The sequence below is a fragment of the Desulforudis sp. DRI-14 genome (assembly GCF_052618305.1).
Genome location: NZ_JBQXEZ010000001.1, coordinates 217,557 through 244,321 on the forward strand (window position 1 = coordinate 217,557; position 26,765 = coordinate 244,321).

A 26,765-nucleotide genomic window follows, 5' to 3' on the forward strand; every position below is an offset into this window, starting at 1 on the left:
CTTAATGCCCGGTGCCGCTATGGCCTTGGGCTATCTCCAAGGCCATAGCGACGGCGCCCATCACGCCCGAACGCCCGCCCAGGGCGGCCGGGACTACTTGTAGAGAATCGAGCGCAGCCTCCCAGGCCAGTTCCTGCAGTTCCCGCAGCATCACGTCCCACATCGCGCTGCCGCCCGTCATCACCCCGCCCCCCAGGACGATCATCTCCGGGTTGAGCATGTTGACGACCACGGCCAGCCCCCGGCCCAGGTAGGCCGCCGCGCTGCGGACGATCTCCTTCGCCTGGGGGTCTCCCCTTTCCGCGGCCTCAAAGACGAGGGGCGCCGTGATTTTCCCGGCGCTCCCCCCCGCCAGCGCCAGCAGTCCCGGAGCCTGGCCGCTCTTGGCCAGCCGCTTGGCCTCCCGCGCTATCGCCGTCCCGGAGGCAAGCGCTTCCAGGCAGCCCCTGCCTCCGCAGCGACATGCAGGGGCGTCGGCGATCGGCAGGTGCCCGATCTCTCCGGCCACCCGGCCGGCTCCTCGGTACAGCTCTCCGTTCAGGATCAGCCCCCCGCCGATGCCCGTGCTGACCGTCACGTATACCATGTCCCGCGTACCGCGCCCGGCTCCGAAGAGGTGCTCGCCCAGGGCGGCGAGGTTGGCGTCATTGTCGATGCGTACGGGGACCCCGACCCTGGCCGCAAGGGATGCAGCCAGCGGTACGCCGTGCCAGCCGGGAAGGTTCGGGGCCTCTTTGACGATCCCCGTCGACGGGTCCAGCGGCCCCGGGGCGCCGACCCCCACCGCGACCAGTTCATCCCTGCCGGCTTTTTGCCGGGCCAGGACCTCGCCCACCGAGGCCGCCAAGCGTTCCACGACGTGGTCAAATCCCCGCCCGCCTTGCGTGGGAATCTTGATTTCCTGCACGACCCGCCCCTCGGTATCGGCCAGGGCGGTCAAGATCTTCGTTCCCCCGAGGTCGATTCCGGCAACGTAAAGCAAAATGTCACTCCCAACAAAGAAGTCAGAGCCCGGATGCAGAGGCAGAAGTCAAAAAAGGCGACCGCCTCCGCGATCGCTTTATTATGGCACACTCTCTCCCCTCGGTTCTTCGGCACAATAGGTATTCCTATTTTTACACCGTTCCGCTCGATATAATTCCCAACCGGCAGAAGATAATGCCGAAGTTATTACCACGTTCCTGGCTCGTACTGATCTAATGACGGTAGAGCCTTCTCGGAAAAGCCTGGCTTTTTGAACAATATCCCTAGCCGTTTCGTTTTCCCCTTCTCCATAACCTTTTTAGATTACGTTTTCTATGGACAAGGCCTACTATTAAGACCTGGGATTCTTCAAGGCGGTAGATGAGGCGATAACCTCTTATGAGGAGTTCGCGGAACTTGCGGTCACCGAGTTCGGGAACGATACGCCCCCTTTCTGCAAACCTTCTTAGAGAACGGCTGGCGTCAAGAATCTCTTGCACAACCGCCGCAGCGTAGAAAAGCGAGTCTTTGGCAATGTACCGGGCAAGCGCTTCGAATCGGCGGCGGCTTCGCGAGACCAGACTATTCTTCGATCCATTTTGCCATCATTTGTTCGAGCTCTTCCTGTGAGTAAACCCGCCCATTCTCGGCATCTTCCAACCCGCGTTTAATCTTCTGAAGAACATAAAGGTGATACTGAATGTCCTCTAACGAGCAATCATCAGGCAAGCGGGTCAGGAGCTTACCGACTTCTTGTTTTATTCCCACGCCGAACTCCCCTTTATCTGTTAACCTGTTATAAGTTTATTCTAAACGCCGGTGGTACTGATCGCCAAACGTTTTTGGAAACTTCTCGGGGCCAAACCTCAAAACTTCAAAGTTTCGAAAACCATTACCGCCTAAGCCGCCAAACACATTTTTACAATATTATTTGGAAGGGGTTAACACTGTCCCAGGCTCCTACGGACCGTCGAGACGTTGCCTGTTTTAGGACAAACTTTGAACTTTTGCGACCTGACCCCTTGATTACCGACGGTTGCCTCTAGCCGTAACGTGGTAGAATACTTCATTACTGGTACAGGCGCGGCGTGCGCAATACCATTACCCGTCTTCGGGGAATTGCACTATGGGAGAGAGCAAAAAACAGATGTGCTTGCCTTCAGCTAACTGGATAATTAAGGCAAAAACATAAGATTCATAAGGTTGACCCCAAAGACTCTTGGGTGTGCATCACGTCACGCCTGCCCGCCGGCGACGATGCAGTCCTTGCCCGCGGCCTTCGCCGCATAGAGGGCGCGGTCCGCGGCGGCGAGAATCTCGTTGACGTCGGTCGTCTCCCGACCGCCCTCGACCACGCCGCCGCTGAAGGTGACGCGCAGTCCTTCACCCGTCCCCGGAACGGCCAAGGGATGAGCAAGCCACGCCTCCCTGGCGCGCTCCGCCACGGCCAGCGCCGCCGTCAGATCGGTCTTGGGCATCAGCACCGCGAACTCCTCGCCGCCGTAGCGGGCCACGACGTCGGTCCGGCGGAAGCTGGCCCACAGCACAGCGCCGAACTCGCGCAGCACGTGGTCGCCGACCAGGTGGCCGTGGGTGTCGTTAACCTGCTTAAAGTCGTCCAGGTCGGCCAGCAGCAAGCTGAATGGCGTCCCTTCCCGGCGGCTGCGGAAAACTTCCTCCTCCAGCCTGGCCATGAAGTAACCGCGGGTATGGCATCCGGTCAGTGCGTCGTGAAAGGATTCGTAGCACAGGGCCTTGGCCCGCCTGATCCGGCTTTTGACCCGCAGGACGAACTCCTCCGGCTGGAAAGGCTTCACGATGTAGTCGTCGGCGCCGCAGTCATATCCTTCCCGCAGGTATTTCAGGTCGCCCAGCGCCGTCAGGATGATCACCGGCACCCATTTCAGACGCTCTTCAGTCCTGATCTCGCGACAGAGGTCCAGACCGTTCGCATCGGGCAGCACCATGTTCAGGACCACCAGGTCGGGCTGCATCAGCTTCAGGGTCCTCCTGGCCGAAGCGCCGCTCCCGGCTTCCACCACCTCGATCCCCTCAGGGGTGCAGTGTTTTTTGATGACGCCCCGGACAACCGGGCTGTCGTCAACCACCAGGATTTTGTAGACCGCATCCGCCGGTGCGGCGCCTTCATTATTCATTGCAGCAGATTCTCCTTTGCCGTCCGGTCCCGATTGCACCGCGCGCAGGCGCGGGTGGTCAATCCAACCCCTTTCCCCACGACAGTCCGCTCCCTGAGTCTGCAAGACGCCGCAAAACATCTGTAAGAAGGGTAATCAGAGTACCCCCCCCCATTTCTTCCATCTCCTCGGCCGGAACCCGCAGGAAAGCCTCCACCACGCGCGGGTCGAACTGCCGGCCCGCTCCCCGCCGCAGCTCCTCGAGCGCCTCCGCGGAGGTGAGCGTGCCGCGGTAGGGTCTGGCCGACGTCATCGCGTCGTAGGTGTCGGCCACCCGGATGACCCGCGCCAGAAGAGGTATCTCCTCCCCCGCCAGTCCGTCAGGATAGCCGCCGCCGCCGTAGTCCTCGTGGTGGTGCCGGACCGCCGCGATCACCGCCGTGGGGAACCTGGCGGGCTCAATAATCCTGGCCCCCACCACGGGGTGGCTCTTGACTTCTTCCCACTCCGCGGGATCAAGGCGCCCGGGTTTCAAAAGAACGCCCTCGGATACGCCGATCTTGCCGACGTCATGCAGAAGCGCGGCCAGGTAAACCTGCTCCTGCTCCTCAGTGTTCAGGCCAAGCGCACGCGCGCAGGCCCGCGCCAGTTTCGCCACGCGCACTGAATGCCCCCGCGTGTAGGCGTCCTTGGCCTCCAGGGCCGCCGCCAGCGCCTGCAGGGCGCTCAGGTAGTATTCCTTCAACGACGCATAGATGCGCGCGTTCTCCAGGGCCAGGGCAACCCTGGCGGCGATGGCGGTGAGATATCCGGTGACGGCCTCGTCCCAGGCGCGGGGCGCCATGTCGTAGACGCCGAGAGTGCCGAGGGCGCGGCCCCCGGCGCGCAGCGGCACGACCAAGGCGCTTCGCACCGCCGGAGCAAGTTGCGGCAGGAGCATCTTCCCGCCGGCGGCGCGCAGGTCGGAGACGACCACCGGCTCGCCGGTTTTGAACGCCGCGCCCGCGACGGAATTCTCTACCGGGAGTTCCCTGATCGCCTCCGGATCCACCCCTTCGACGCCGTGCACGGTGCGTGCCACCAGCGCTTTTTTCTCCTCGTCGTAGGTGCGCAGAAGACACACGGGCACGTCCAGCGTGCGGGTGGTCTCCCGCACCACCCGGAGGACGAGCGTTTGCTCGTCATACTCTCCGCTCATCTCCTCGCTCAGGCGCAGGATGTCGAGAAGCATACGGTGGCCCGCAAACGACCGGGCCGCGTAGGAGGTCACCGCCCGGACGAGGCTGCCGGCCTCGGCAAGCCTTGCCTCCGTCCACACCGGCACCTGCCGCGCCAGCGCCACAAGCTTCTCCCGCGGGTAGCGCAGCTCATCGGCCAGGAGGGCGAGTTTCTCTTCTTTGAGGCGGGCAACGGCCACGCCGCCCGCGATCACAATGCCCTGCCTGTCCACCGGCACGCCGATGTTGACCAGCCCCGCGTGGCAGACGCGGCGCCGGACCTCCCCGCCGGACAGGACGGCGCGGGCCAGTTCCCGGCGAAAGGTCTCGCACGCCATCTTCCCCTCGTACGTGCTGTTGATCAGGGCGCAGAAGGGGAGAGGATTGCTCTTGCCGAACAGCGCGCGGCCGCGCGCGTCCGTGGTGATGATCGCCAGGCCGGTCGCCCTGGCGATCTCTTCCTGCAATTGCCAGAAACCGGCGCGCTCCAGGAAAGCAGCGTAATCCATAACCCACTCCCGAAATCTCTCGTTCGGTGACGATCCCCGTCGCCGTGCGGCGTAATTTACAACATTTTAGCAAGAGCTGGCGAAAATGTATACCTCCCCTGCTATCTGCTGGAACACTACAGCCGCTCACATCGTGCTCGTCCAGCCAATTGAGCAGGATCACACTGGGGACAGGACCGGGAAAGCAGACGGCGTCCGATATCCCGTGTGCCTGGCGGGTGCAGCGGGCGTGTCCCCCGAGGACTGCGGCGGCATAACGGGGCTGAAAAACATAAAAGCCGCTTGGAGCCCCGTCTGCCACCCAAAACGGCTTTTCTCTCGGCCGGCCGGGAAAGAGAACCCAGGCGACACAACCATCTTTCTGTCCGTTGACCGCCTCGGACGGTTATCCCGGGGGTTTAACCCAGGTGACTTTAAGCCTTGCGAAGTCATTATCGAAAGAACAGACGCCCTCTCCGTGTCTCCGTGCCTGCGCGGCGAGGAAGGCATCCACGAAGTCGACGTTCTTGTCAGCCATATCCTGCAAGGCCTGTACCACCAGATCAGGGTTTTCGGCCTGGACGCCGTCCGCCCTTATGAAGGGAATCAGAGTATCGGCAATCTCCCTCCTGGTGTACTCGTAGAACGAAGAGAGCACCCATACCGCTTCAGCCACCACCAGGTGGGATAATCGCAGGCAGGTTTCCCCTTTCTCGGCGCGGTTCATAAGCTCTAAAGCCTGCGCGGCCATCTCCGGGGGATCACCGGTAATGAAGCGCAGGATAACGTTGGCGTCGATCCATAAGCACGCCATTACTCTTCTTTCCCTTTACTCAACTTACTCCCCTGCGCCAGCCTGGCGGCCACTTCTTTTCGTACCTGTTCCTTGCCTGGATACTTCCTGGTCGCCGGTAAAGAGGCATATAGCTCCGTCAGGCGCTTGCGCTTGAAGGCCCTTACCATAACTTCGCCTTCGGGGTTTACATCGAATGTCAACTCGTCACCCGGCTGTAGGTCAAGCTTACGTCGAACGGTCACCGGTATGGTTATCTGGCCCTTACTGGTCACTCGCGCCCTTAACATTCCGGCACCTCCTTACCACCACTATAGATCTTACATCAGGTTTTAGTCAAGGGTATGCCGATCCCCCCGGCGAAAAGCCGCCCAGCCTGCCTCGGGCGGGGTGGCTTTATTTTCGGGTTTTCCGGTTTCAGGCCTTCTCGAAGACATCCTTAGAAGCGCCGCAAACCGGGCAGGTCCAGTCCTCCGGCAGTTCGGCGAAGGGCGTCCCCAGGGGGACGCCGCCGGCGGGATCGCCCGCATCCGGGTCGTACACGTACCGTTCTCCGTCATTGCGGACCCCCTCCCGGCAAGAATTCAGCACCCGGGTACATGATTCGGCACGATCACCCTTTCCCTGTCGGACATGGTACGAACTGGCTTGTCTTCCCGACCCCGGTGAGTTAGTATGACAGAAAAAGCCATACCAACCGTCAGAAGGAGGGTGAGCCGGATGCCCGGTCTCAAGGGAACCCGGACGGAGAAGAACCTGCTGACCGCCTTCGCCGGCGAGTCCCAGGCGCGCAACCGCTACACCTACTACGCCGGCCAGGCGAAAAAGGAGGGCTTCGAACAGATCGCCGCCGTCTTTCTGGAGACGGCGGACAACGAAAAGGAACACGCCAAGCGCCTTTTTAAGTTCCTGGAAGGCGGCGAGGCGGAGATCAGCACCGCTTTTCCGGCCGGCCGGATCGGCACGACGGCCGAGAACCTGGCCGCCGCCGCCGGCGGGGAGAACCACGAACACACCGTCATGTACCCCGATTTTGCCCGGACGGCCGAGGAGGAGGGCTTCCCGGAGATCGCCGCCGTCTTCCGGGCCATCGGCCGCGCCGAGCAGGGCCACGAGGAGCGCTTCCGTGCCCTGCTGGACAACGTGACACGCGGCCGCGTCTTCAAGCGGGAGGAGAAAACGACCTGGCGCTGCCGCAACTGCGGCTACCTCCACGAAGGCGAGGAAGCGCCGGAGGTCTGCCCGGCCTGCGCCCACCCGCGTGCCTACTTCGAATTGCCGGCGCGTAACTATTAGGCAAGCCCAACGACGCCTTCGGCCAGCACCTCGCCACGACGGAGCGCTTCGACGACGAGGTCGACCATCGCCCCCAGCCATGGCATCATCTGGCGACGGGATCCCGGCCGGATCTTCGAGGCTTACGCCCGCTGGACCGAGGGCCGGGGAACGGCGAAGGCCGTCATCGCCTACGACACCATGTGGCTGAGCACCGAGAAGATGGCCCGCGCCCTCCTGGACGGCCTGGCGGCCGGAGGCTACGCGGCCCGGCTGTTCAAGCTCTCGGTCTCGGACCACAGCGAGATCGTCAAGGAAATCCTCGAGGCGCACGCCGTCCTGGTGGGCTCGCCGACCATCAACAACGGCGCCCTGCCCGTCGTTTCCTCCTTCCTGGACGAGCTGGCGGGCCTGCGGCCCGGGAACAAGGTCGGCCTGACCTTCGGCTCCTATGGCTGGGGCGGCGGCGCCCTGAAGGTCATCGAGGAGCGGCTGAAGGCCGCGAAGATCGAACTCGCGGCCGAACCGGGTCCGACCGTGAAGTGGGCTCCCACGCCCGACGACCTGCGGCGATGCTACGACCTGGGGCTGGAGATCGCGGCCCGTATCAGAGACTGAAGCAAGAAGACGAAGGGGTAGGGGGAGTATGCGCCATGGGCAAGGGGTCCCCGGAACCGGCCGTCTACCAGTTCAAAGTCACTCTTTTGACCATCGGGTCCTGGACAACTCCGGCTTGCAGGACGGGGTTCTCAACAATGCAAAGGGGAGCTTGGCCCCCCTTCGCACTCCCCGCTACTTCGCCGCGGCAAACCGGCGGTTGACGTCATCCCAGTTGACCAGGTTCCACCAGGCTTCCACCCATGCCGCCCGCCTGTTCTGGTATTTGAGGTAGTACGCGTGTTCCCACACATCGCAGACCAGGAGCGGGACGACTCCCCACTGGGTCAGGTTCTGGTGTTTTTCGGCCGTCAGGATGACCAGCCGGCCGAAACCAGGGTTCCAGGCCAATACAGCCCAACCGGAACCTTCAACAGCTACAGCGGCGGTCGAGAACTGCGTCCTGAAGCTGTCGTAGCCGCCGAAATCCAGATCAATCTGGGCGGCGATCGGCCCCGTGGCCGAACCGCCGGCGTTGGGCGCCATATTCTCCCAGAAGATGGTATGCAGGATATGACCGGAACCGTGGAAAGCCAGCTCGCGCTCCCAGTGCTTGACCAGGGCGAAGTCGCCCTTCTTCCTCGCCTCGGCGAGCCTGGCCTCCGCGTTGTTCAACCCGTCAACGTAGGTCTTGTGGTGCGCGTCGTGATGCAGACGCACCGTCTGTTCGTCGTAATAAGGCTCGTAGGTAGGCTGAAAACTTACCAGGACTTCAGCTATCATCGATGAGGAGGGGTTTCAATTCCTCGTAGGTAGGCTGAAAACAGGACCGGGCCGAACCCGGAAAGGAGGATACTAATGGTTTCAATTCCTCGTAGGTAGGCTGAAAACTGGCGGCCGGACTCGACGCTGCGAAGGCGGTTGCTGTTTCAATTCCTCGTAGGTAGGCTGAAAACGCAAGGGCGATGAGGGAGAGCGCGAGTTCTGCAAACGTTTCAATTCCTCGTAGGTAGGCTGAAAACCGGGAACCTCGAAGCGGAGGCCGCCGTCCATAAGGGGTTTCAATTCCTCGTAGGTAGGCTGAAAACGCGGCCCCTGGTCAGTTTCCTTCAGGACTTTTACATCCGTTTCAATTCCTCGTAGGTAGGCTGAAAACCGAAGCAGGAGGACGTTTTAATTGCCGTGAATTTGGGTTTCAATTCCTCGTAGGTAGGCTGAAAACTGTGTAATTACGAAATAACGGATAAACGTCTTGTAGCGTTTCAATTCCTCGTAGGTAGGCTGAAAACTTGTCAAGGGGTGTTAACGACTATTTTCGCTTATCAGGTTTCAATTCCTCGTAGGTAGGCTGAAAACAAAGCCCAAGGTTTGGGCAACGGCTTTGGCGGCGTGTTTCAATTCCTCGTAGGTAGGCTGAAAACACGGCATTTACCAACCTTTCCGCCGCCTCGCGAAGTTGTTTCAATTCCTCGTAGGTAGGCTGAAAACGCGGAAGAGGCGTTGGATGTGATTGATCCTTCCGAGGGGTTTCAATTCCTCGTAGGTAGGCTGAAAACGCAGGGAAAGCCTCCCGCGATGAGATCAACGTGCTCGTTTCAATTCCTCGTAGGTAGGCTGAAAACGCAGCCTGACGGCGGCGAAGAGCGGGCGGACGTGATGTTTCAATTCCTCGTAGGTAGGCTGAAAACCCAACAGCGGTTGCCGCCTCCCACGCCACTTGCTCCAGTTTCAATTCCTCGTAGGTAGGCTGAAAACAAATCGTCTACAACAGCGTCGTCCATAGCGATAAAGTGTTTCAATTCCTCGTAGGTAGGCTGAAAACGGGGTGTGATGATTCGCGGCGGCAAAGCTCCGAAGCGGTTTCAATTCCTCGTAGGTAGGCTGAAAACACATCCGCCGCCCGCAACACGACAAGCCACTCTTTCGTTTCAATTCCTCGTAGGTAGGCTGAAAACCGCTGCCCAAGCGTTGCTGTGGGTGTTGGAAAGAGGGTTTCAATTCCTCGTAGGTAGGCTGAAAACTCGCGGGGTGCAGCTGGAGATTCATACGCCGGTTCGGTTTCAATTCCTCGTAGGTAGGCTGAAAACGAGCAGGTGGGACGCCAGCCGAGGGTAAGATTAGGTGTTTCAATTCCTCGTAGGTAGGCTGAAAACGCCGATTGTTGTGGAGGCTATTCAGGTTACAAATGAGTTTCAATTCCTCGTAGGTAGGCTGAAAACCAATAACAAGGCCCAATGTAAACAAAAATAATTCTGGTTTCAATTCCTCGTAGGTAGGCTGAAAACCAGACTCCCGGAGCCCACGAGCCGCCAGCTGCTCACGGTTTCAATTCCTCGTAGGTAGGCTGAAAACATCCTCGTTCATCGCGAAGAAGTCGAAGTCTCATCTGGTTTCAATTCCTCGTAGGTAGGCTGAAAACTCCGGTCGTGCCGGTCGGAATACTACTGAGTGCCACGTTTCAATTCCTCGTAGGTAGGCTGAAAACACTTTCTCGATGTGAACCTCTCTAAGATGGAACGCAGTTTCAATTCCTCGTAGGTAGGCTGAAAACCAGCCCGGCGTGGACCGATTACCACAGCCGGGAACAGAGTTTCAATTCCTCGTAGGTAGGCTGAAAACAAGGTATGCATTGGTCGCCGCTACCATCGAATAGCTGTTTCAATTCCTCGTAGGTAGGCTGAAAACCATTAAGAAAGGCTGCCGATACAGTGCAGCATCTGGGTTTCAATTCCTCGTAGGTAGGCTGAAAACTGCTGGCGTCCCGAGCCGGTGAGAAGTTGCTCTACGGTTTCAATTCCTCGTAGGTAGGCTGAAAACCCGAAGCCGCAGGGCAGGCGGACTTGAGAGAACACGGTTTCAATTCCTCGTAGGTAGGCTGAAAACCCGCAGGATACCGCGTTTGTCACCTCCGCAAATCAGGTTTCAATTCCTCGTAGGTAGGCTGAAAACTGTCGGACGGTAACAGCGACGCCGAGCGGTTCAAACGGTTTCAATTCCTCGTAGGTAGGCTGAAAACTCGTATTCCACCCGTAGCTCCTTGTCCGCCCCGCTGAGTTTCAATTCCTCGTAGGTAGGCTGAAAACCCTACTTTGGCGGTGCATCTCACATCTAATACCACCGTTTCAATTCCTCGTAGGTAGGCTGAAAACTGGTAAGTGGTATCACCGCAAAATAGCGATTGTGTGTTTCAATTCCTCGTAGGTAGGCTGAAAACCCCTTCACCGCAAGAAGGGTGGCCAGCACGCCAAGTTTCAATTCCTCGTAGGTAGGCTGAAAACTCAGGAAGTCATAGTCCGCTTCCTCGTGGACGTTTTGTTTCAATTCCTCGTAGGTAGGCTGAAAACCCGCGTCGCTGTTGGCTTTGGGCCTGCTTGTGGAGGTTTCAATTCCTCGTAGGTAGGCTGAAAACCCTACGCAGGGACGCAGATGTGTTGGGTCGTTATAGGGTTTCAATTCCTCGTAGGTAGGCTGAAAACGAGCAGGAGGCGGCGGAGCGGAAGAAGGAGATATTGTTTCAATTCCTCGTAGGTAGGCTGAAAACCGGTAGACCAAAATGGCCTTTCGGCGCACCCAAATGATTGTTTCAATTCCTCGTAGGTAGGCTGAAAACCAAAAGGCCTTCTTCGTCTATTTCTTTACCCTCATTAGTTTCAATTCCTCGTAGGTAGGCTGAAAACGGCGAAGTTCTCCCCGGCGGCAGCAGCGGCGTTTAGGTTTCAATTCCTCGTAGGTAGGCTGAAAACGGTGATCATTGCGCTTATTACAGCCATAGCTGGGGGTTTCAATTCCTCGTAGGTAGGCTGAAAACCGTAGGCAGCCTGCTGTTGGTCTGGCAGCCGGGCAGCGTTTCAATTCCTCGTAGGTAGGCTGAAAACCAACACAAGCCTGACTGTGGAAACCAACCTTTCCCTGTTTCAATTCCTCGTAGGTAGGCTGAAAACCCAAGGCCCGGCTCCAGATTCGCCAAACTTTAAGCAGTTTCAATTCCTCGTAGGTAGGCTGAAAACCGGGGCTAACCGCCGGGGCCTACTATTGGTTACGGGTGTTTCAATTCCTCGTAGGTAGGCTGAAAACTAAGGAAGCGCAGGGCAACAAGGCGGTATTCGCCGAGTTTCAATTCCTCGTAGGTAGGCTGAAAACCTGAAAGGTTCCGGTTTGCGGGTTGTAGTAACTGCGTTTCAATTCCTCGTAGGTAGGCTGAAAACGCTTCGTAATGGTGGCGGCATAGGAGGCGGTAACGGTTTCAATTCCTCGTAGGTAGGCTGAAAACCCGTCGCGGCCTTGCCGCGCCTGGAAACGTTTTTCGCCCCGAACTACCGCCGGCCCGCGAAGCTGACCCGCGGCGGGGGCCCGTCGGCCGGGCGAAGCCTTGGGCGACACGGGCCGAAAGCCATATCCCCGACCGCGGGGACCTGTCGTCGATCCCCAGGGGTTTTTGCACTATTCGCGGTCGACGACAAAAATCCTCCTCAAAAGATCCACTCTTCCCCGCCCTTGCGCACGCCCATCAGTTCGCGCCGGGCGTACTTCTGGCTGCCGAGGACGTAGAAGAGAAGCGAGTCCTCCCGCTGGTTGATGATTCTCTCCATGTCGGCCTGCAGGGCGCGGAAGGAGGCCTCGGTGAGTTCACCCTCCAGGACGGAGTTCTGCACCCAGCTCAGGTAGCGGCGCGCCACCTTAAGGACCTTGGCCACCCTTTTGACGTTGACGTCGTACACCAGGATTACAAACACCGCGTCTCTTCCCCTGCCACTCTTGCCCCCGCCGGCTACCAGCGGCTGACGAACGGCTCGTAGGCTTGCTCGCCCATCAGGTGTTTCTCCAGTTTGTACAGCTCCATGCGGATAAGCGTCTGGTAGCTGACGTTGCGCTTGAGCCGCCGGTGGTAAAAAGTCGACTTAAGTTTTTCTTCGAGTTCCTGGACGTAAAGCCTGCGACCGCGCTCTTTAAGCAGGACGGCGGCTCCATGACGCTCAAAGTCACTCTTGCCGAGCATGTTCTTACCCACCAGGTTGAAGAGCACGCGGTCGGCCAGGATGGGCTTGAAGATCTCGGCCACGTCGAGGTTTAAGGTGAACCGGCGGAAGTTGGTGGTGTGCAGATAGCCGATCCGCGGGTCGAGGTGGGTCTTGTAGATTTCGGTCAGGACCTTGACGTAGATCAGGGAGTTACCGAAGCTGATGAGGGCGTTCAACGGATCGGCCGGAGGGCGCTTGGAGCGTGCGTTCATCGTGAAGGGAGAGCCCTCCAGGATGGTGTTGAGGCCTTCGTAGTAATGGGCACGGGCGTTTCCCTCGACGGCCATCAGTTCCTCGACGGTCGGGCACGCGGGCAGCCCGTCTCCGGCCAGCCCGGCAATGGACTCGATACAGGCGGCGAGGTCCTTCCCCCGGTTTTGATAGTACCGCAAGACCTGCAGGATGTTGGCCAGAGCGCCGGCGACAAAACGCCGAGCCAGATCCAGCCGCCGCTCGGGATCCAGGTAGTGCTCGGCCTGGCGGAGAACCATATAGCCGGAGTTGTAATGCTCACGGGGATAGAAGCTGCCGACGTAGTTGCCGTAGTAGCCGAAGAAATGCAGCACGACCTCGCTTTCCTGGATAAACTCCAGGAGCTTCTTGTTGAGGTCGACCTCGCCGAAGACGACGATGTCGCGCAGACCGGTCACCGGAAAGTACCTGGTGCCCTCGTCGCCCTCGACGCAGATGGTATTGTCTTTCCGTTTAAGGCGCCCGCTGGCAAAGAGATACAGCGTCTTCTGCACCCTTCTCACTCCTATGCCCAGCAGAGTTCGGCGTAGGCGCACTTCCCGCAGAACGGGCCCCTGGCCGCCGGAGGGGGGTTCTCCCGGCGGATGAGGGCCTCGATCTGTTCCTTCAACTCCTTCACCTCCCGCGCCAGCGACGCGTCCAGCACCAGGCGCTCCCGCCGCCGCTCCTCGGGAAACAACAGCTCCCCCTCGGCCTCGATGCCCATCTCCCGCAGTTCGTAAAGATAAAAGGCGAGCTGCATCCGCGCCGCCTCACGCGCGCGGGATGACTTTTTGACCTCTCCCACCACGCATTCCTTCCCGCCCCGGCGCACCAGGTCCAACCGCAGGTGCCCAATGTGCACTTCCTTCCGCTCGCGGCCGTAAGCCCGGCATCCGATCAGCCGCCCCAGTTCCAGGTAAACGTTGTCCTCATCGGGACAGATCTGCCGGGACATGAGCCATACCTGCCGGGGGCAGATCGTGAAGGACTGGACCAAACTGCCGGTGATGCGCGGGATGGCGTCCATGCCGCATCGGGCACCCCCTCGGAAACGGATCAGTAGATGAGGACGCGGTCGTCGATGAGCTGCTTGAAACCGGTTGCGGCGTCGTAGAACTCGTCCAGCAGGTAGCCGGGAAGGCACAACGGACGGGCATCGCCCGCCAGGCGATGCAGGACGAGCGCGCCCGGCACGGAAAGCAGGTAGCGCCTGAAGTCGCGTTTCATCGCCAGGAAGGCCTCCCGCCGGCGGCGCAGGTCCCGTTGGCCGGCCACTTCGTTTCGATAGCGTTCCCAGACGGCCTCCGCCGCGGCATCAACACAGACGAAAACGTCTACATAGCGCGGCAGTTCCCGGATCAGGGCGAAGTCGCTGACGGCGGGCGTCTCCTCGTCGCGTTCCCGGTCGAAGCGCAGTCTGGCCATCGCCCGCAGGAGGTCCTCACTGTCCGCCGCGGATTTGCCCTCGCGCACCAGGCGGAAGTAGTCGGCCACGGCATCGAAGAACTCCGGCTCGGCCAGCACGGGGCGCCCGGCGAAGAGTCGGCGCGCGGCCCGGGTGTGAATCGGGCCGTAGACATAGGAGGCCAGGGAGCGCTCCCGCGCGCCGCTCTCGTCGGCCACCAGGTGCAAGAGACGCACCCTGCCGCCCTCCGCGCGGAAGTGCCGGTTACAGCGGCCGGCGACCTGTACCACGGCATCCACCGGCCCCAGATCGCGCCAGACCTCGTCGAAATCTATGTCCACCCCGGCCTCGACCACTTGGGTGGACACGACGACGGGCTTCTCGCCCCGCGCCAGACGCTCTCCGATCTCCCGCAAGCGTCGCTCCCGCTCGGCCGGAACGATGTTCGTGGAGAGGTAGTAGAGGGACGGCCCCCGGTCGTCCCAGGCCTGCTGCAGCGCCTGATAGAAGGCGATCGAGCTTTTAATGGTGTTGAGAACCACGAGGTAGGCGCGCTCCCGGCGGTGGTGCGCCAGGAACTCGGCCGCCGCCTGCGTTACGGTGAGGGGCGCGCTGTCGGCCGTCACCGTGACGCGGTTCAGTGCCGCGAAGCGCCGTCGTACGGTTTCCGCCTCGCCCGCCAGTTCCAGGGCCTCACCAGGGGCGAACCACTCGGGGCGCGTGGCGGTCATCAGGATAACCCGCAAGTCCAGCTGCGCGGCCGCCTGCCGGAAGGTGGCCGTGACCAGCAGCCAGTACTCGACCGGGATGTTCTGCACCTCATCGAGAATTAAGACCGCTCCGCCCAGGCGATGGAACTTCTTCAGCATACGATTCTCGTAACCGATCAGGGTATGCAAAAGCTGGACGAAGGTCGTGACCACGACCTCGCTCTGCCAGCTCTCAATGAGCAGTAACGAGGCGTCGAGAGCACGCTCCTCGTCTCCCCTCCCCGGTTCCCGGTACACGGGTTCCGCCAGATGGTGATGCTTCAAAAGCCAGGAACCGGGGAGGCCGTCCTTAGTCCGGCAAACCCCCCGCAGCACATCCTCGCCGACGGCGAAGGTCTGGTCGACAATACTCGTGAAGGGCAGGGCGTAGATAATGCGGGGTGCCGGTCGCCCGGCGGCGGCCAGGCGCTCCCGCAGACGGAAGGCGGCAGCCAGGCCGGCCAGGGTCTTGCCGGTACCGGTGGGCGCGGTGATGGTAAAGAGCCGCTGCCCCGGGGGCGCCCGGTCGATAAGGCAGACCACGCTGCGGTAGAGGTCGTCCCGCAGTTCGTCCATGGGGCTGCGCGGAGACCCGAAACGCGCCGCCCGGTAGCGATCCACAGCGTCTCCCGGGATGGTGGCCCGCTCGGCCTCGGCCACGCGGGCGGCGTGGATCTTGTCGGCATCGATCAGGGCGGAGAAGAGGGAAAGGACCTCGAAGTAGGCCACAAGGTCGCTCTCGTTCCGCCGCTTGACGCCCCGCCAGACGCGGTGGAGTTCCCCGTAAGTCGCCGTCCAACCGTCCAGGAAGCCGCCCAGGATCGCCGCCCAGTCCCGTGTCAGCCACGGCGGGCCGGACAGGCCCCGGGAGGCAAGGAGCCGCGCTGCGTAACGCGCGGCCAGAGCCAGGGAGCGGGCCACGGCGGGGGCACTCCGCCGGAGGTCGGCCACCTGGGCCTCGAGCCGGCGCAGCCGCATGGCGGTCTCCTCCTTCAGTTCGCTCCACTCTCCGGCCAGTTCCCGCGGAGCGACGAGGTACGCCTCCGGGTCCATAAGCCCCTGGTGGTGGCGGATCACGGCCAGAAAGATCGCCAGCCGCCGCGCCGGTTCCAGCCCGGCGTCCGCCGCCAGGTGCGCCGCCCAGAGGCCCGAGAGGAAGGCGTGCTGTTTCTCCGGCCCGCCCCGCCCGGTACGCAGGTAGCGCTGGAAGAAGCCGGTGTACTTCCCGAAGTCGTGGGCCAGCCCGGCCAGGAGCGCCGCGTCGCCAAGCTCCCGGCCGTCCGGCAGGTGGACCAGGCGCGCGGCGGCGCCCGCCGCCACGTGGGCCAGGTGGGCACTCAGCAGGTAGAAGCGCCGTTCGTCCCGGTGCGCGTAAAAGGGCACGGCTACCCCTCCAGGAAAGCCACGGTTTCCTCGTCCCCTGGCGCGGCGCCGTCCCCCGCCAAACGGAAGCGGTAAGCCGGGACGCGAAGGCGAACCGGAAAGGGCTGCCCTCCGGCCTCGTAGATCACCGAGACCGGAGGCCGCAGGACGCGCCCCGGACCGAAACTGTACGGAGCGCGTTCCCGCACCAGTCGCCGGGGCGCCGCCGCGCCTCCGAGGACGATGTCCTGCAGCAGGGACGCGTTGAGGACCGAGGTCAGGGTGACCGTGGCGTTCGGCGGCAAGACCTCACAGGCGCGCTGGTCCAACCGCGCCACGAACACGGCGGATGCCGGGCACTCGGTCAGGCCGAGATACAAAGGGTAATAACTGCGGCCTTCGCTCAGACGGCGGGCGGCCTCGTCCAACAGTCCCCCGTCGGGATGGGCGAAAAAGACCCGGAAGCGCAGCGCGGTGTGTTCCCCCGCCGGCAGCAGGAACTCGAGCGGGGTCTGCGTGCCGGGCACCCGCCCCAGGCGGCGCAATTCGGAGAGGTCCTCCTTTTTGGTCCGCATGTAGTTCACGGTCTGGACCAGCCGCCGCCCTGGGACCTTGACGGCTACGGCGAACCGCCCGCGGTCCAGCGCTTCGTAGTAGGTGTCCCGCTCCCATCCGAGCACGGCGGCCACGACGCCCATCAGGACGGTGCGCGGCGGAAAGCCGTAGGTCAGGGCCGAGGCGTTCGTGTAGTACTTGCGGAAGTGGGCCATCGGCCCGGTGAGGTCAAAAACCAGCGTGTCCAAGCTATCAGGTCCTTTCCCAGGGCCGCACCCGGCCGGCGCCGAGCGCCGCGCCGAGCCATTCGGCCAGGCTGACCTCCCGCCCGTCGGCCGTGGTCTTCAAAGCGGGGTCCTGCCACACCACGACGTGGTCCAGACGCTCGCCCACCCGGTGCAGACGCCCCGCCAGCCCGCCGATCTCCACAGAGTAATCCCCGACGGCGCGCAGGCCGGCGGTCGCGCTAAGGGTGAGGTCCTCCCGCGGGTCACCACCCATAAAGGTCTCGGCGTCCGCGAAGACAAAGCGCGCGTAAAGCCGGGGGTACTGCCCGATTTTGGAACGCGTAGCCAGCAGCGGGATCGCCTGTACCAGCGCCTCGTCCATGAGGGCCAGGTCCGCTTCACTCGTGGCGGCGCCGTCTTTGCCGCCGGCGCGGGCAAGCATGGCCTGGGCGCGGCGGGCGCTGACCACGCCGTGGAAACCGATCAGGGCGTAGTAGAGCCGGTAGTCCTTGCCGAAGGTGCCCTGCCCCGCCCCCTCCTTCGTGGCGAACTGGGAAGAGATGGTCACGGAATCCACCATTTGCACGCGGTTCAGGGAATAGCCCCAGGCGAACTGCACGGGGCCCGTGACGCTAACCGGTTCCTTCGCCTCTTTAAGCGGCATCGTCGCCCCGAAAAGGCGCACGTCTATCAGCTTGGCGAGCAGGGCCGGCAGGTCGGCGCCGCTCACGTCCTCCTTGTCTAAAACCTGTTTCACCCGTTTTTCGGCCTGCACCACCCCCTCCGCCTTGGTGACGTAAATGGTGTACCCCTTGTCCTCCAGGTACTCCCGGATGTAGCGCTTCAGCCGCACGTCCGAGACCAGGCAGCGCTCACGGTCGGGATCGAAACGCGGCCGGTTTTCGTCGTCCGGGTCGCCGTTCGGGTTGCACATCTTGGCGTCGTAAAGGAAGAGGATCTCACTGTTCTTGTCGATGACACTCACCGGTCAGCGCCTCCTTCGTCGGCGTTCTGCTTCTCCTTCTTCTCCGCCCAGGCCTTCAGGGCCATACGCGTGGCGTAGGCGTAGCCGGACAGGATAAAGAAAACATTCTCCTCGGGCGACAGCGGCCAGTCCGGCCAATGGGCGTCGAAAAGCCGCTTCATGGCAGCGAACAGCCCTTCGTTATAGCGCAGGATGTCGTGCTGCCGGAGCTGGTCCACCAGCAGGTTCGAAAGCCGGACGACCTTCGGCCAGAGCATGCCGTTGTAGTTCACCTTCTCCAGCACGGGCTTGTTCCCGTAGCCGGCATCGCTCTGCGCCCGGCCGACCTGGTTGAGCAGATAGCCCAGCAGGAAGAGGGCTGTTCGCGGCCCGTCGTAGGCCATCTCCGCCAGGTAGGCGCGCATGTCCTCCGGCAGCAGTTCGGCTTCCAGTGCCAGCGGTTGGCTCAAAAATCTCCCTCCTCGCAACAGATCTTCATCACGCAGAAACTTCAGGAAAAGGTTGGCCTGCAGCATCCGGCGGGCCATCTCCGCCTCCTCGTAGCCCGCTGCCGGCGGGTGCATATTTGTCCCCCGGAAGTTGCCGGTACGGTAGATCTGCGCCAGGGCGACAAACTGACTGACGAGGAAGGAACAACTCAACGGCTCGCCGGCCAGCAGGGCGGTGTAGACGTGCACCAGCTTCTTGAACTCCGCCGCGCGCGCGCTCTCGGCCAGCGGGATGAGCTGGTAAATCCGCGTCAGATCGAGCCACCAGCGGTCCGGCCCGAGGAGCTCGGCCGCCCGGTTCGCCAGCCGGTTGCTATGCCGCAGCAGGTGCTTGATGCGGCTCGGCGCGACGTCCTTGACCAGCGCCAGGACGCGGAACTCGCTCTTGCTCTTCCGATAGAAGAGGAAGTTTAAGAGCGCCACGTCCTCGTGGGGCAGATCTTCCAGGAAATCCGCCAGCTCGGCCTCCAGGCCCCGTTCCCCCGCCAGGCTCTCCAGCCAGCGGGAAACATTGGCGAACGCCCCGACGCGAGCCGCAAGTTTCTCGGTCCACGCCTTCAGATCCTCCCTCGAGAGGGCGGGGTCGCGCAGGAAGGCCGGCAGGACCAGGAAGTCCAACTTCCCCACCCTGAGACCCAGGTGCTGCCGAACAAACCTCTCGGCCGCCACCAGACCGCCGAAGCAGTCCCCGCAGGCCAGGAAGTTGCGCCGGAAACCGTCCTCGCTGATTCCCGACGCCGCCCCGATCTTGTCGTTGATATAGTACTTAAGGAAGTCGAGCTGCGCGAAGTCGGGGGTCACGGGGCGGTCGGTTGCGCCGCAGACGGCGCAGACGCCCTTGGAGCTTTTGGCGCCGTCCCCGGCCGCCATCCCCTGCTTCCATTCCAAAACCAGCGCCGCGTAGTCCGGGTCGGCGGCCAGCGGCTCCCCGTCCAGGAGGACGGTCCACAGGACGGCCTCCGGGGCGGCCACTCCCAGCTCCGCCAGGACGCGCTTGCGCAGCGCGCCGGCCACCGCCTTCAGCGCCTCCCTGGCCTTGTCACGGGGCTTGCCGGGGGTGGTCTCCCAGACGGCGGGGATCAGGTCGCCGGCGGCCAGCCCCAGCCCCGCCGCGTTCAGCACCGGGCCGCCGTCCGGCAGTGGGATGTAGAACGTGCCGACCAGCTCGGCCACCCGGCGGTGAAGCGCGCCGCCGGCGAACGCGGACGTTTCGAGGGCGGCCAGCAGGTTGGCCGGCGCCGGCCCCAGCAGGTACTCCAGGACATTCGTCGTCAGGTACCGCTGCGGGCGGTTGCCCACGGCGTTGCCCACCCAGCAGTAGCGCCGGCGCGCCGCCGCGTCGATCTCGACGAGGTCCGCCTCCAGCCGGGGCTTGTCCGGGCCGGTGCGAAAGTCGAGCCTGATTAAATAGACATTCTCGGCCTTCGGAGGCTTCGGCACGGGCTGGATCAGGTCGGCCAGCGTGCCGCCGCCGTCGTTCAGGGCGCGCCCGATCAGGGCTACGGCTTCTAACAGGATGAATCACCTCCCTTGACGTGTTAAGTACAGACCGCTTCTAAACTTTAGCGCGGGGGCACCACCACCGGCGAGTGAGGCGGTTAACATTCTCAAGAGTAACGTGCTACCAGTGGGGCCCGGCCCCGCCGCATCCGAGGGGTGGGGGTCGGCGGTTACGACCGCCCGGGTACGGCGGCACTCCGACCAAGGACCAGATCGGCCAAACTGGAGAATTCGTCACCGGAAATGAGGCCGCGAATACGGTAGGCACGGGCGCGGTTGAGCACAGACTCCGGGATGTCGCCGCGCGGAGATGAAGTTACGAGATAGATCTGCGCAAAACTGCCGAGGCGCAGTTGCAGGGCCTGGAGTTTGTTCAAGGCGTCTTCACCCCGTAGGGAGCCACTCTTACATTCGAGAACCAGAAGCTTGCCCCGAGTAACAACCGCGACGTCCAGTTCGTTCAGCACCCTGTCCTGTTCCGGGATGCCGGCGTCCACGTCCTCCAGCCGCGCGACCGCCACGTCCCACAGCAATTCGTCGACCATACCGTCCGCTTCGGCCGCCTTTCGCAACAACCGGAAAGCGACGAGTTCCAGCCAGCGCCCGCGCACAAAAAACTGATACCCCTCCGGCGAGGGGTAAAGCCGCTCCCCGCGCCGGACCATAAGTCCGGCCCGGACGAGGTAGTCGACCAACCGGCCGTTGAAAACCTGCGCCATGTTGGGCGGGCGGATTCCCGGATCCTCGGACCGCCGGCTCCGCTCTTCGGACTGCCGACAGGCTTCCACCCACCAATCAATCAAGGAGCGGTTGCGCGGCCAGTAAGTGACGATGTGATCCACCACGGCTTCGGTGCGCCGAATCTCTTCCGCAGCGCCCTCGCGCACCACAGTCATACCATAGGCGCGCAGGTACCGGTCGATAGACATTCTCTCCAGACTGAAGGGCGTGACGATCACCTGCCCGTCGGGGTGGTACCATAGGAGCCGCTCGTTCTGCGTATCCACATATAGAGCTATACACCCTACCTCGACCGCCGCCAAGTAGGCCCCGACCGACATGCACTTCGTCCCCCCGGTGAAGTTCACCACCGGCTGCAACCCGCGGGCGGCCAACGTCTGCGCCACACCCCGGACTACATCGCGCACTTGCCCGACGGCAAAGGCATCCACCGCCGGCTGTGCGTCGTGCACCGCCACCGGGGCCAACACCCGCGCCGTGTTATCCCTGGCGCGAGCCAGGTGGGAGTCGGGGTTGTCCCCTTCACGTGACCGTACCAGCCAAACCTCGGCAAAACCCGCCCCCTTTTGGAGACACGGCAGGATATTCTGCATCCGCTGTTCGCTGACAAGGGCGATCATGGCGCGCACGGTCACAGGATAAACCCCCTATACTACATTTCCAACAAGTCCTCTCGCGGTAATTGCCGGCCGCGTGTCGACACTCTCAGGGCGGCAAACGTGTCCCCGACAAAGGCATCCAGCAAGCGCCTGGCGTCCTCAAAGTCTTCGCGGCGCAGTGCCAGGGACCCGTGCGCCAGGATTGAGGCATTGCGCGTCTTCAAAACTAAGGGGCAATGGAACCTCCGCCGACAGCCCGCAACAGTTCAAGCGCCCGGCGATGGTCAAAAAGGTCCCACGCCTGGAAGGCCTGGCAAAGCCGACGCAACCGCAACAAGCTTTCCTGTTGCCCCCGGCCGAGTCGCCTTGTGGCCGTGATTTGGGCCAGGGTTTCGTCGGCGGCGTCATAAGCGTAGCGCCCGAGGTGCCCGCGCACCTGGTGAAGATGGATATCGAGGGTGATTTCCAGCTTGTCCGCCAGTATCGGGATATCCCCGCCCCGCACTTTAACCAAGTCACCGCGGGGTCCCTTGTTAACCGAGAGTTCCCATCTATCGCGGAGAACCGCCGACAGGGCCAAGGCCACCGACATGGTTTTGGTTCCGCCCGTGTAGTTGACAGTCACTTCAGTATTGGGGTCGAAACGATCTGCAATGATCCTTTCGATGGTTTGTACAGATTTGTAGCAGCCCTTCAGATCGTCCGGGTCATCCACTTCTACTATCTCGTAGGTCTCGGCGCTAAGCCCAAGCCTGTTCGCGATTGTTTCTCCTCTCGGGTTTACCTGTGTTTTCTCGCAAGGATTGCCCACTCCGTTCACGTTGGTTGCACTTCCCTTGGAACAGAAGAAGAAAATGAAATCCGGCTGAAACTCCTTACACACATTAATAACAGGATCACAGGAGCCACCAACAGAGACAATAAGGATTCGGGGCATATCGTCCGACCTCCTAAGGCTCGCTCACTTCCGCCAAGCGGCTTTTCCGGCGAAATCACACGTCACAAATCATAGAGCTTCCGTCGCGGGGACGGGCGGGCGCGCCGGGGCTATTCCGCCGGCTCGCAGCAGCCGTAGCCCTGGGAGTTTTTCGCCCCCAGGCCCGCGTCCAGGGCTACCTGCAGGAGGCCGGGGTCGCCGCGGAGTTCGTATTCACCCATCCAGCCCTTGATGACAGTCTCCTTGTAGCGGGTAATCTTCAGGTCCCGGTCCTCGACCCGTACCGGCCTGATGCCGAAACCGTCGCCCGGCGCCGGGCGGCCGTGAATCAGGAGATGCTTCTTGGCCAGGTTGGCCCCGACAAGTTCTTCGAAGCGGGGCTCGAACGGGGAGTAGTAATAGGTGTAACTGCGGCCGCCGGTGCCGGAGAGGGTGCTGTAGGTGACCAGCGGGGAGAGCATCCGCACCCGGATGGCCTGCCCTGTAGCCCGGGGTGCCGCAGTGGCCATCTCCTTCACTTCCAGAAAAACATCCCCCAGCCGCACCCGCCCCTGGCGCAGAAAGCCCGTGCCGAGTTCCTGCAGGATGAAGGGGATCGGCGAGCAGACCACCAGGCGCAGGGGCGGCGCGAGCACAAGCCGGCCGCCGGCCCGGTCGTAAGACGCCGCCCGGCCGGTCAGGCGGGAGAAAGTGAAGAGCTTGAACCGGCGCTTCCCCAGGGCGAAGCCCTGCTCGTGGAGGTAGCTCCTGAGCACCGGGTTCTCCATCTGCCGGTAAACGAGCCCCTGAAGTAGACGGCCGTACTGCACAGGCAGGGCCACCGGCCCGGGAGCTGAGAAATGGATGGTGAGCTGCACGGGTAATTTCCCCTCCCGCTTCACATACAAATACCCCGACGCCGGTCAGCGAAGGCTCTCCAGCAACTCTCTGTACCAGTCTTTGTCCCGTGCCTGCTTCTCACGCTCGGCCTCCTTCACCTTGGCCACAATGGCCTCAGCTATGCGGCGTTTGTGTACCGAACTAACCTCTAGCTTGCGCCACTGCTCGTAAAAGGCCTGGATACGTCCTGCAACTTCCGAAGTCTTCAATGCCTGAATCTGGCCAATTAACTGATCAGCTTTTTCTCGATCCGCGTTAGCAATAGGCGGGGCCGGCTCCAGCCTTAGTCGCCCGTAGCCGCTGGAGGTTTTCGCGCCCACACCGAGGTTAAGAAGCGCGTGCCGTAAAATTTCAAACGCCGCTTCCACCCAGGGATCTGGCCCCGCTAACGCCACCAGGTATTTACCTGTAGCCGAGAGAAACGGGACGGGGTTCGGATTGTCCCAGTCTGCCGGGGGTGCATTTCCTTTTTGGTAGTACTTTTCGTGATGGACAGCAATCACATCAGGGTATAAAAGCCTGGAACCCGGCAGGGGCAGCGCATCGAAAAAAATGACGTAGCCTGCGGTGTCGGTATCACCAAAAACTGCCTTATATGCCCGGGTGTCCGCCTGCCAATCATCCCCTAAATACTGACGGGCAAAGCTGGCGGCCAGTCCTTTGAGGGCACTGCCGGGGATGTAGGGCACGCCATAGGTATGGTGCAAGGCAACCGATGTTTCCAGGACGCTCTCTTCGCCCAAACCCACGGCCATGCGCCCTAAAACCTCGGCCACCCTGCATGTGGCTCCATAATCTTGTAATACCCGCCGCCAACGTTCAAACCAGCGTGAGTACTCCTCCGGCACCGGTATATCAGATACCTCTCGCACTAGATCATGGCGGCTATCCTTATCCTCTCTAGCCTGATTGCGGATGAATTTGTCCAACCAAAGCCCGGCGTTCGTCGTCGGCGTTTTTCGCGCGCTGGCAAGGCAGGCCCGCCTCGTGCTCATTCGTCCACCCCCTCCCTGTCCGCGCCTGCCTCCACACCCAGCACTGACTGGGCGAATCGTTTGTACCAGGCCAGTGCTGCTAGCACGTTGCGCGTGAGAAGCATATATTCAGGAAGTTCTGCTGTGCGGCTGCGAGCAAGCAGTTCTTCTTCGTTTACTTCGTTGACAACAGCAGCAATATCCCTGAGCAATTTCCTCCCGGTAGCACCGCCCCGGGCCTCGACGAACGCCAGCGCCTGCGCCAATCCCGCCGTGCGGACAAGCACCGGCAGCCTGTGAGCCAGGGAGCCATACTTGTTACCCTCATCTTTTCCCAGCTCATCTCGTACCTGCATCACCTGCTCAAAAATCTTGGCGGCATACTCCTGGTTGCGTGTCCGCACGGTCAATTCCCTCCTGTCATCCGCAGGCGGCACAGGCCGCGACCGACTGTCGCCTTGCCGCCTAACTGCAGCGGCTTTTCCATTAACCCGTTAAGGGCTTTAAACACCTCATCTGGTTCCGCCTTAACCGGGGTCGCGAGTATCAGCCCCGCAAGAACCGTCTCTGCTGGCAGGGCCTCTTCGTACCAGAGCCCCCCTGTTTCCACCGTTTTTGCATCTTCGCGCAGCCTGACGCGGGCGAAGACTTCCGTCGCAGTATCAAGCAGGAAGCTCATCACGTCGTCATGCACAACGCAAAAACGCGCGTTTAGCATCTCCTGCCCGCTGGTGTCATCCGGGAAAACCTGTCTGCCAATCCACTCTGCCCACTCGCGCGCATCGCTATTGGTTTCGGCGGTCAGGTCCAGATCCTCCAGGATGACCTGGTTGTTCAGCATAATCGCAGAGCCGTCATTGGATACAAGGCAGGAAGTTTCCAGGGTGGGTACAGGGACACCCGAAGGTATACCAGAAACCCCTACGTTTTCTGCATCCCGAAGGAAGCGGCGCAAAATGTAAGGTGAGGTAACCCACGCAAACGTTCCTTTAAGGCTACGCACGGGCAACAAGAGCAGCCGCTGGTCCGAGATCTGGACCGAGCCGGCATGCTCGTGGGCGCTGTCGGTATCGGGACCGAAAACCTTTTTCCGCATTTCATTGTCCCTACAGGCATCGCGCAGTACCCCTTTAAGGGAAGAGCCAGGAAGGTAAGGCAGGCCCGTAGCCTTTTCGCGGGCCACCGGGAGATCGATCACCCCCACGCCCTGCCCCGTTCCCGCGTGCAGGGGAGAAAGCGCGTGCACGAAGAGCAAGCGTGCCTCCACCGTCATTACCTCCTCATTAGAGTTCCTTGAAAAAAGCCTGTAAGACATCTGGGATCCCATCGAGCAGTGGGATTTTTTGAGCCTCATGGGCCTCGATCGTTGCCTCCACCGGCCAGCTTATATCGGCTTCTTCCTTTTTTCTGAGAATCAGGCCATCTGGAAGCACCGCCACGCCCGTTCCTTCCAAAACCACGGCCAGGCCAACAGCACCATCCGCGTAGGCTAACGGCCGCAGGATAAGGGGGCTAGCCAGGCGCTCGTAATCTCGGCCCTGCAGGGTAGTATCATAAGGGTCACCGATCTTCTCGTCCTTGAAATGAAATACAATCGGCAACCCGAAGGCAGCCCGCGGGAACTTCCTGACCGTCGACAGGGGCTTGGCGTGCCTGTCGCATCGACAGTCTGTAAGTCTTCTGATTTCATCCGGCTCAGGCCACCGGCTGCGCCCCGGTTGCTTTGTAGAGGCCCCTGGGCGGCTCTGGCGGAAGTCTCGGAGGCGCTTGATCAAATACTCCCAGGCGGCTTTAGGAGCCGCATGTCTATCCGTTACTTTCATGCGCGGATTCAAGGAAACATGCGGCACACCGGCGGGCCAGGTCCCGCTGACCACGTACTTTTGCAGGCCTTCGCGAATTTTGGCTTCAACCTCATCGGCCCTGGGCGGAGTTACGGGCCTGCCGTCAACGCTAACTAGTTTCAACGCCCCAAAGCCACGCCGCGTGCGGGCGCCAATGCCGCCAAAAGTCTCCCAGGCCCAGAGCGCGGCTTCTACCTCCTCTCGCCGTTTTTCGGGATACGTTATCTTCAACGTAAAGCGGACCTTGGTGCGCACCGTTTTAGTTTGCATGCCGATACCGCCGGCCCGCATTTCCTTCTCCGACGGTTGCAAAGGAAATGCCGCGTAAGCGGGGGCTACAATTTCATTCGCTTTAGGTTTCGGTTTTGGTTTGCCTTTACGCCCCTCCATCGAACCTGCAACAACCTCAAATGGGTGCTCGTCCTCCCCACTTTGCTCGATTGAGATCACAATCTCCACTTGGGACGGCATTGGTTTTTTCTCCGTGCTGGCTGCCCCCCAGAGCTTGTCCTCCGCCTCTTTCATTGCCGCCAGATCGCCGTTGAAGCGCCCGCCCCGGCAGGCGCGCCACCAGAAACGCAGCTGCCCCCGAATTGCCGGGCCCCGGATGATCGTTACCGGATCGGTCTCTCCCGGCTCTACACCGCCACCAAACAAGGGGGTAATCAATTCGTAACTGCGAACTTGGGTCACCAGTGGCACCACCTTACCACCTATTACCCGCCGGTTGAGTTGAGGCTGGACAGGAGGTGGCAGAAGTTCCCTACCGTTCCCATCTCTTGGCAGTCTTCTCATAGCCG

26 protein-coding genes and 1 CRISPR repeat array are annotated in these 26,765 nt (G+C 61.6%); of the genes, 2 read left to right on the top strand and 24 right to left on the bottom strand.

Annotated features, from left to right (window positions below; all coding sequences use genetic code 11):
* Nucleotide 1 precedes the first annotated feature (1 nt).
* The 8 genes from ACUM6F_RS01070 to ACUM6F_RS01105 all read right to left on the bottom strand — a co-directional run bounded on the left by ACUM6F_RS01070 (nt 2) and on the right by ACUM6F_RS01105 (nt 6,187).
* The gene (locus ACUM6F_RS01070) at nt 2-982 is read right to left on the bottom strand and encodes an ROK family protein (protein ID WP_445348118.1); all 981 of its coding nucleotides are present in this window, start codon (nt 980-982) and stop codon (nt 2-4) included.
* A 265-nt stretch (nt 983-1,247) separates the two neighbouring features.
* Complete coding sequence (locus ACUM6F_RS01075) at nt 1,248-1,544, bottom strand: type II toxin-antitoxin system RelE/ParE family toxin (protein WP_445348225.1); 297 nt, start codon at nt 1,542-1,544, stop codon at nt 1,248-1,250.
* Nucleotide 1,545: 1 nt separating this feature from the next.
* The gene (locus ACUM6F_RS01080) at nt 1,546-1,731 is read right to left on the bottom strand and encodes a hypothetical protein (RefSeq protein WP_425620366.1); all 186 of its coding nucleotides are present in this window, start codon (nt 1,729-1,731) and stop codon (nt 1,546-1,548) included.
* A 467-nt stretch (nt 1,732-2,198) separates the two neighbouring features.
* Complete coding sequence (locus tag ACUM6F_RS01085) at nt 2,199-3,119, bottom strand: diguanylate cyclase (protein WP_445348119.1); 921 nt, start codon at nt 3,117-3,119, stop codon at nt 2,199-2,201.
* 58 nt (nt 3,120-3,177) lie between these two features.
* Nucleotides 3,178-4,824: an HD domain-containing phosphohydrolase gene (locus ACUM6F_RS01090; protein WP_445348120.1), complete on the bottom strand. Its 1,647-nt coding sequence runs from the start codon at nt 4,822-4,824 to the stop codon at nt 3,178-3,180.
* Nucleotides 4,825-5,209: 385 nt separating this feature from the next.
* A complete protein-coding gene (locus ACUM6F_RS01095) occupies nt 5,210-5,617 on the bottom strand; it encodes a PIN domain-containing protein (RefSeq protein ID WP_445348121.1) in 408 nt (135 codons plus the stop codon).
* The gene (locus ACUM6F_RS01100; RefSeq protein ID WP_425620370.1) at nt 5,617-5,886 is read right to left on the bottom strand and encodes an AbrB/MazE/SpoVT family DNA-binding domain-containing protein; all 270 of its coding nucleotides are present in this window, start codon (nt 5,884-5,886) and stop codon (nt 5,617-5,619) included. The genes ACUM6F_RS01095 and ACUM6F_RS01100 overlap by 1 nt, the downstream gene beginning before the upstream one ends.
* Before the next feature lie 127 nt (nt 5,887-6,013).
* Nucleotides 6,014-6,187: a rubredoxin gene (locus ACUM6F_RS01105; RefSeq protein ID WP_445348122.1), complete on the bottom strand. Its 174-nt coding sequence runs from the start codon at nt 6,185-6,187 to the stop codon at nt 6,014-6,016.
* Nucleotides 6,188-6,316: 129 nt separating this feature from the next.
* Here ACUM6F_RS01105 and rbr point away from each other — a divergent pair, with 129 nt between their 5' ends.
* Both rbr and ACUM6F_RS01115 read left to right on the top strand, forming a co-directional pair.
* Entirely contained in the window at nt 6,317-6,892 is a 576-nt protein-coding gene (gene rbr / locus ACUM6F_RS01110; protein ID WP_445348123.1) for a rubrerythrin, read from the top strand.
* Between the two features lie 165 nt (nt 6,893-7,057).
* Nucleotides 7,058-7,489 carry a flavodoxin domain-containing protein gene (locus tag ACUM6F_RS01115; protein ID WP_445348226.1) on the top strand — a complete coding sequence of 144 codons (432 nt, stop codon included), beginning with the start codon at nt 7,058-7,060 and terminating at the stop codon, nt 7,487-7,489.
* Between the two features lie 174 nt (nt 7,490-7,663).
* On the opposite strand, the gene ACUM6F_RS01120 is transcribed toward ACUM6F_RS01115, so the two are convergent.
* The 16 genes from ACUM6F_RS01120 to cmr1 form a co-directional block, all read right to left on the bottom strand.
* A complete protein-coding gene (locus ACUM6F_RS01120) occupies nt 7,664-8,251 on the bottom strand; it encodes a superoxide dismutase (protein ID WP_445348124.1) in 588 nt (195 codons plus the stop codon).
* Between the two features lie 12 nt (nt 8,252-8,263).
* Nucleotides 8,264-11,738: direct repeats of the CRISPR family, unit length 30 nt; unit sequence GTTTCAATTCCTCGTAGGTAGGCTGAAAAC.
* A gap of 199 nt (nt 11,739-11,937) precedes the next feature.
* Nucleotides 11,938-12,201 (bottom strand): CRISPR-associated endonuclease Cas2, encoded by a 264-nt coding sequence (cas2, locus tag ACUM6F_RS01125; protein ID WP_445348125.1) that lies wholly within the window; start codon nt 12,199-12,201, stop codon nt 11,938-11,940.
* Nucleotides 12,202-12,236: 35 nt separating this feature from the next.
* Nucleotides 12,237-13,232, bottom strand: coding sequence for a type I-B CRISPR-associated endonuclease Cas1b (gene cas1b / locus ACUM6F_RS01130; RefSeq protein ID WP_445348126.1), 996 nt, complete (start codon nt 13,230-13,232; stop codon nt 12,237-12,239).
* A gap of 11 nt (nt 13,233-13,243) precedes the next feature.
* Complete coding sequence (gene cas4 / locus ACUM6F_RS01135) at nt 13,244-13,747, bottom strand: CRISPR-associated protein Cas4 (protein ID WP_445348127.1); 504 nt, start codon at nt 13,745-13,747, stop codon at nt 13,244-13,246.
* A 29-nt stretch (nt 13,748-13,776) separates the two neighbouring features.
* Nucleotides 13,777-16,257: a CRISPR-associated helicase Cas3' gene (cas3, locus tag ACUM6F_RS01140; RefSeq protein WP_445348128.1), complete on the bottom strand. Its 2,481-nt coding sequence runs from the start codon at nt 16,255-16,257 to the stop codon at nt 13,777-13,779.
* 2 nt (nt 16,258-16,259) lie between these two features.
* Nucleotides 16,260-17,039: a CRISPR-associated protein Cas5 gene (gene cas5, locus ACUM6F_RS01145; RefSeq protein ID WP_445348129.1), complete on the bottom strand. Its 780-nt coding sequence runs from the start codon at nt 17,037-17,039 to the stop codon at nt 16,260-16,262.
* Nucleotides 17,040-17,043: 4 nt separating this feature from the next.
* On the bottom strand, nt 17,044-18,003 hold the full coding sequence (cas7b, locus tag ACUM6F_RS01150; RefSeq protein ID WP_445348130.1) for a type I-B CRISPR-associated protein Cas7/Csh2: 960 nt from the start codon (nt 18,001-18,003) through the stop codon (nt 17,044-17,046).
* The gene (gene cas8b / locus ACUM6F_RS01155; protein WP_445348227.1) at nt 18,000-20,009 is read right to left on the bottom strand and encodes a type I-B CRISPR-associated protein Cas8b/Csh1; all 2,010 of its coding nucleotides are present in this window, start codon (nt 20,007-20,009) and stop codon (nt 18,000-18,002) included. The genes cas7b and cas8b overlap by 4 nt, the downstream gene beginning before the upstream one ends.
* A gap of 152 nt (nt 20,010-20,161) precedes the next feature.
* On the bottom strand, nt 20,162-21,367 hold the full coding sequence (locus tag ACUM6F_RS01160) for a Card1-like endonuclease domain-containing protein (protein ID WP_445348131.1): 1,206 nt from the start codon (nt 21,365-21,367) through the stop codon (nt 20,162-20,164).
* A 17-nt stretch (nt 21,368-21,384) separates the two neighbouring features.
* Nucleotides 21,385-21,555: a hypothetical protein gene (locus tag ACUM6F_RS01165; protein WP_445348132.1), complete on the bottom strand. Its 171-nt coding sequence runs from the start codon at nt 21,553-21,555 to the stop codon at nt 21,385-21,387.
* 2 nt (nt 21,556-21,557) lie between these two features.
* On the bottom strand, nt 21,558-22,268 hold the full coding sequence (locus ACUM6F_RS01170; protein WP_445348133.1) for a hypothetical protein: 711 nt from the start codon (nt 22,266-22,268) through the stop codon (nt 21,558-21,560).
* Between the two features lie 110 nt (nt 22,269-22,378).
* The gene (cas6, locus tag ACUM6F_RS01175) at nt 22,379-23,125 is read right to left on the bottom strand and encodes a CRISPR-associated endoribonuclease Cas6 (protein ID WP_445348134.1); all 747 of its coding nucleotides are present in this window, start codon (nt 23,123-23,125) and stop codon (nt 22,379-22,381) included.
* Between the two features lie 45 nt (nt 23,126-23,170).
* Nucleotides 23,171-24,142, bottom strand: a complete 972-nt coding sequence (gene cmr6 / locus ACUM6F_RS01180; protein ID WP_445348135.1) for a type III-B CRISPR module RAMP protein Cmr6 — start codon at nt 24,140-24,142, stop codon at nt 23,171-23,173.
* Entirely contained in the window at nt 24,139-24,525 is a 387-nt protein-coding gene (gene cmr5, locus ACUM6F_RS01185; RefSeq protein ID WP_445348136.1) for a type III-B CRISPR module-associated protein Cmr5, read from the bottom strand. Before cmr5 ends, cmr6 begins: the two co-directional genes overlap by 4 nt.
* A 2-nt stretch (nt 24,526-24,527) precedes the next feature.
* Nucleotides 24,528-25,394, bottom strand: coding sequence for a type III-B CRISPR module RAMP protein Cmr4 (gene cmr4, locus ACUM6F_RS01190; RefSeq protein ID WP_445348137.1), 867 nt, complete (start codon nt 25,392-25,394; stop codon nt 24,528-24,530).
* Nucleotides 25,395-25,404: 10 nt separating this feature from the next.
* Nucleotides 25,405-26,667 carry a type III-B CRISPR module RAMP protein Cmr1 gene (cmr1, locus tag ACUM6F_RS01195; RefSeq protein WP_445348138.1) on the bottom strand — a complete coding sequence of 421 codons (1,263 nt, stop codon included), beginning with the start codon at nt 26,665-26,667 and terminating at the stop codon, nt 25,405-25,407.
* Between the last annotated feature and the right edge of the window lie 98 nt (nt 26,668-26,765).

Coding starts and splice junctions, on each gene's coding strand:
- cas4 (WP_445348127.1), bottom strand. CDS start 13,747: ATGGACGCCATCCCGCGCATCACCGGCAGTTTGGTCCAGTCCTTCACG.
- ACUM6F_RS01085 (WP_445348119.1), bottom strand. CDS start 3,119: ATGAATAATGAAGGCGCCGCACCGGCGGATGCGGTCTACAAAATCCTG.
- ACUM6F_RS01100 (WP_425620370.1), bottom strand. CDS start 5,886: ATGTTAAGGGCGCGAGTGACCAGTAAGGGCCAGATAACCATACCGGTG.
- ACUM6F_RS01090 (WP_445348120.1), bottom strand. CDS start 4,824: ATGGATTACGCTGCTTTCCTGGAGCGCGCCGGTTTCTGGCAATTGCAG.
- cmr4 (WP_445348137.1), bottom strand. CDS start 25,394: ATGACGGTGGAGGCACGCTTGCTCTTCGTGCACGCGCTTTCTCCCCTG.
- cmr6 (WP_445348135.1), bottom strand. CDS start 24,142: ATGAGCACGAGGCGGGCCTGCCTTGCCAGCGCGCGAAAAACGCCGACG.
- ACUM6F_RS01120 (WP_445348124.1), bottom strand. CDS start 8,251: ATGATAGCTGAAGTCCTGGTAAGTTTTCAGCCTACCTACGAGCCTTAT.
- ACUM6F_RS01095 (WP_445348121.1), bottom strand. CDS start 5,617: ATGGCGTGCTTATGGATCGACGCCAACGTTATCCTGCGCTTCATTACC.
- ACUM6F_RS01170 (WP_445348133.1), bottom strand. CDS start 22,268: ATGCCCCGAATCCTTATTGTCTCTGTTGGTGGCTCCTGTGATCCTGTT.
- rbr (WP_445348123.1), top strand. CDS start 6,317: ATGCCCGGTCTCAAGGGAACCCGGACGGAGAAGAACCTGCTGACCGCC.